Genomic DNA, 4,491 nt, shown 5'->3' on the forward strand with positions numbered 1-4,491 from the left:
TGATCTATATGATGATTCCAGTCAATTGATAGATAATGGAATAATCATCTATTTCCCTGCTCCAAACAGTTTCACTGGCGAGGACGTTATAGAGTTACAAGTGCATGGAAGCAAGGCAGTTATAAAAATCATCTTGGAGGAATTATCAAAAGTTTTCGTTATGGCCAAGCCTGGAGAATTCTCACTTAGGGCTTTTCTAAATGGTAAATTTGACTTAACGCAAATAGAAGGGATTGCAGACTTAATTGATGCTGAGACGAAAATGCAAGCTAAACAAGCGATTAAGCAGATATCAGGAGAATTGGAGAGACTATACAGCAATTGGAGGCAAAGATTAATAACGATACAATCCAAAATCGAAGCATATATAGACTTTCCAGAGGACATTTGGGCAGAAAAAAGTGAATTGGAAAAAATTAATAATGAAGTGCAATCTCTCGTGCAGTTGATACAAGAGCATTTAAATGATAATAGACGGGGCGAAAGGTTGCGTGAGGGTTTACATATTGTAATAACTGGTGAACCAAATGTCGGTAAATCAACTCTGTTTAATTTCTTAGCCAAGCGTGATATTGCTATTGTTTCTGAATATGCAGGCACAACAAGAGATATACTTGAAGCTCATATTGACATTGGCGGATACCCAATCATTCTCTCTGATACTGCTGGAATTCGTGAAAGTTCAGATCCAATAGAATTAGAAGGTATAAGTCGAGCGAAAAAGAGGTCTTTTGAAGCTGATTTAAGAATAGAGCTATTTCCTTTTGAACAACGACACGATGTCAATTATCAAGCCACAGGCAATATACCATCTGTCGTTGACACACAACTATGCAAATATTGTAATCAACAAACGGTGTCATCCCAGTGCTTGACACTGGGATCCAGATATAAAAATACTTGCAAATTATGCAATAGACAATGGATTCTAGAAACATGTGCTGAAAACAATGTTCATAGCTGGATTCCAGTGTCAGCTACTTGCATGACATCAGACCAAAATGACACCATTTATGTATTGAGCAAAGCTGACGATGTTATCAATAATCACAATATAAAAATTAATGGCATAGATCTTTTACCCATTTCTATTCTAAAGGAAATAGGTACAAACAAATTGATCTCTCTCATAAAAGAGAAGGCAGAGGAAAAATTTGGGCATGATAGAGACACTCCTGTAATCACTCGGCAAAGACATAGGAATCACATGAAGAAAGCACTGGAACATTTACAACGTTTTAATATCGATAATCCAATTGAGTTGATATCTGAAGATTTGAGGCTTGCTGCATTTGAACTTGGTGCGGTGATTGGAATTATTGATGTTGAGGAAATATTGAGTAGTGTGTTTAGCAACTTTTGCGTGGGCAAGTAAAGCTTTTATAGATTGCTTAAAATCAAATGTTGTGATAGAAAAGAAATGGACGGATGGCCGAGCGGTTTAAGGCACCAGTCTTGAAAACTGACGTACGTGATGAGCGTACCATGGGTTCGAATCCCATTCCGTCCGCACAGCATCTCGCTATGCTGGCTGATTTTTAGAGCTTATTTGGACTATGTGGTTCATAACGCTGGAAATCTTGTCTAATCTAGCCACATCTTTTAAAAATACATCCCTTTGTAAATTGACCTTGTTAGCAAAGAAAGCTAATATCTATAAATAGATCACCATCTGAATATGAAAACCGATATAGTAATAATAGGTGCAGGACCTGTTGGAATATTCACTGCTTTTCAAGCGGGAATGCTTGATATGAGATGTCATATAATAGATGTTTTGGATCAAGCAGGAGGACAATGCACAGCTCTTTACCCAGAAAAGCCAATATATGATATACCTGGTTATCCTGTAATCACTGCCCAAAAATTAATTGAGCAACTAATGGAGCAATCTTCGCCATTTAAGCCTGTTTACCATTTAAGTCAAAAAGTGGAAAAGATTTCAAATAACGAAGGTGAAAGCTTTACTGTCATAACGAACATAGGTACAGAGGTAAAATGCAAAGCCGTTATTGTTGCTGCAGGTAACGGAATGTTTGAACCTAACCGTCCACCCTTAAGTGGTATATTAGAATATGAAAATAAATCTGTATTTTACAGTGTAAATAAAATTTCTGATTTTCAGGACAAAACTATAGTCATTGCAGGTGGGGGTGATTCTGCGGCTGATTGGACTGTAGAACTTTCTAAAGTTGCGAAGAAAATTTATGTGATACATAGGAGAAAGGAATTTCGCTGCACTCCTGAAACTAGAAATAAATTAGAATCACTTGAAATTGATGGAAAAATAGAACTGGTAGTGCCATATCAATTACACGAACTAGCAGGAGGTAATGGGCAGTTGAGCGCAGTGATAGTAAAAAACATTGCCTCTAAGGAAGAAAAAGAAATATCCGCTGATTTTTTGCTGCCATTTTTTGGATTGTCAATGAATCTTGGTCCAATAAACAATTGGGGTATACAGTTAGAACATAGCCGCATAGTTGTCGACCCAGCTACACTTAAAACCAGTAGAGATAGGATATATGCAATCGGAGATATAGCTATTTATTCAGGCAAACTAAAATTAATACTAAATGGTTTTGCTGAGAGCGCCATGGCTTGTTATGACATATACAAAGTAATCCACAACTCTCCGGTTAATTTTCAATATTCAACCTCAAAGGGAATTCACGGATTATAGGATTGCCGCTTACCTCATCTTCAACCAGCCCCCTTATCATAAAATTGAAGCTATTGTATTTGCTTTCGCCAATCTGCAGATTAAAAGGTAAGGATTACTTAATGTATCGGCGTCTTATGTTCAATTTTTTGCAGTATATAGATACTGTATGTCTTTACAAAACTTCATCTACATCTAGATTTTTATCTAAATAAGCTGAACGCGCTTACAAAGCGTTACAAGACATCAAAAAATGCCAATACTCGACAGAGATAGTAAAAGACTAGCTAACTCGGGGATTCTTTGTCTTTTTTTCTGCTTAGTAAATTTCTTAAACGTTTGCAGCGTAAGTTAGTTGCAATTAAAAGCAGCTTAATCTCGCTTGTCAAGCGTTTAAAACATAAAAAACGCCAATATTTTAAAGCGGATAATAACCCCAGGGCTTCTTTTGCCTTTTTTTTCATTTGGTAAATTTCTTAAATATTTATGGCTAAACGACAACCGTCATCCCGCTGCTTGTTAGCGGGATCTAGAGATACCGCGAATGAATCGCGGTATGACGTAGGACTGCTGTCATCCCAGTGCTCCTTTTTTTGTCATCCCAGTGCTTGACACTGGGATCTAGTTTTCCATATAATCTCATCGAAAATGTTGTAACCACTTTCTGTGCTAGTTTGCTTGCTTACAAGCAAACTTTCCTGGATCCAAGTAGTCAGGGCACTGAGATGACACCCTCTTGGATGAAAACCAGTATCAGCTACTTTCATGACACCATTCTTTTTTCTGGATCCAAGTAGTCAGGGCACTGGGATGACAGGAGAAAGAGGCACTGGAATGACAAAGAGGGTACTTGGATGACAGGAGGTAATGCAGGAAGTCTAATAGTGCAGCAACACGGAACCCCAGGTCAGGCCTGCACCTATTGAAATCAGCAGTACCAGATTTCCTGATTTTATTTTTGATTCTTGTATTGCATAGTCTAAGGCCAGTGGAATTGATGCCGCTGAGGTGTTTGCATGCTTATCAACGGTATTAATCACTTTCTCTATAGGAAAATCTAATTTCTTTACTACTGCTTCAATAATACGAATGTTTGCTTGATGGGGAATTAACCAGTCAATATCAGTGATTTTCAAATTATTGCATTTCAGAGTTTCCTCTACTGAGGCTGTTAACTTATCCACTGCATGTTTAAACACTTCTCTTCCATTCATGCATATTTTTCCAGAATCACCAGTTGAGGATATCCCTCCGTTCGTACATAGTATGTCCACATTGCCGTCAGAGTATAAGTTTGTTGATATGATGCCGCTTCTACCCATTTCTGATTTCATCACCACTGCACCAGCACCATCACCAAAGAGTACACAAGTTGACCTATCTTCCCAATCAACAATCCTAGACATTATTTCAGCACCTATAACCAATGCATATTTAATTCTATTGTTAGATTTTATGAGCGAATCAGCAACTGTAACTGCATATATAAAACCAGAGCATGCTGCTTGTACATCAAAAGCAAATGCGTTTTTACATTTTAACTTACTTTGTACAATCGTTGCACAGCTAGGAAAAGTTTTATCAGGAGTTGTTGTAGCAACTATAATCAAGTCAATTTCATCTACTGAAATTTTAGCTTTTTCTATAGCACTTTTTGCTGCATTTACAGCTAGATCTGACGTTAGTTCTCCTTCATCTGCTATATGCCTTTGAACTATTCCTGTTCTCTGCCTTATCCATTCATCGCTCGTCTCAACTATCGATGCAATTTCGTTGTTACTCAACATTTTTCTTGGTAGGTAAGATCCAGTGCTTAATATGAAACTTTT

Annotated in this window: 6 protein-coding genes and 1 tRNA gene (1 of these 7 running past the window's edge); 3 read left to right on the plus strand and 4 right to left on the minus strand. The window is 37.5% G+C overall.

Going from position 1 to position 4,491, the window contains the following annotated elements; translation table 11 throughout:
• From mnmE to WG67_RS04235, 3 genes are all read left to right on the plus strand, one after another.
• Positions 1 to 1,375: tRNA uridine-5-carboxymethylaminomethyl(34) synthesis GTPase MnmE (gene mnmE, locus WG67_RS06390; RefSeq protein WP_458694915.1), on the plus strand; the 1,375-nt coding region annotated here is incomplete at its 5' end.
• A gap of 47 nt (positions 1,376 to 1,422) precedes the next feature.
• Positions 1,423 to 1,510: transfer RNA gene (locus tag WG67_RS04230), tRNA-Ser, on the plus strand.
• Between the two features lie 168 nt (positions 1,511 to 1,678).
• Positions 1,679 to 2,683, plus strand: a complete 1,005-nt coding sequence (locus WG67_RS04235; protein WP_070356951.1) for an NAD(P)/FAD-dependent oxidoreductase — start codon at positions 1,679 to 1,681, stop codon at positions 2,681 to 2,683.
• A gap of 266 nt (positions 2,684 to 2,949) precedes the next feature.
• Here the strand turns inward: WG67_RS04235 and WG67_RS08655 are convergent, their stop codons facing one another.
• The 4 genes from WG67_RS08655 to plsX all read right to left on the minus strand — a co-directional run.
• Positions 2,950 to 3,126: a hypothetical protein gene (locus WG67_RS08655; RefSeq protein ID WP_179945717.1), complete on the minus strand. Its 177-nt coding sequence runs from the start codon at positions 3,124 to 3,126 to the stop codon at positions 2,950 to 2,952.
• Between the two features lie 132 nt (positions 3,127 to 3,258).
• Positions 3,259 to 3,429, minus strand: coding sequence for a hypothetical protein (locus tag WG67_RS08660; RefSeq protein ID WP_010082311.1), 171 nt, complete (start codon positions 3,427 to 3,429; stop codon positions 3,259 to 3,261).
• 111 nt (positions 3,430 to 3,540) lie between these two features.
• Positions 3,541 to 4,449: a beta-ketoacyl-ACP synthase III gene (locus WG67_RS04240; RefSeq protein ID WP_006280477.1), complete on the minus strand. Its 909-nt coding sequence runs from the start codon at positions 4,447 to 4,449 to the stop codon at positions 3,541 to 3,543.
• The coding region annotated (gene plsX, locus WG67_RS04245; protein ID WP_458694916.1) for a phosphate acyltransferase PlsX crosses the window boundary (this coding region is incomplete at its 5' end): on the minus strand, positions 4,439 to 4,491 show 53 of its 757 nt. 704 nt of the annotated region lie beyond the right edge of the window. The genes plsX and WG67_RS04240, both read right to left, overlap by 11 nt.

Origin of the sequence: Wolbachia endosymbiont of Drosophila incompta (assembly GCF_001758565.1) — a bacterium.
Lineage (GTDB): Bacteria > Pseudomonadota > Alphaproteobacteria > Rickettsiales > Anaplasmataceae > Wolbachia > Wolbachia pipientis.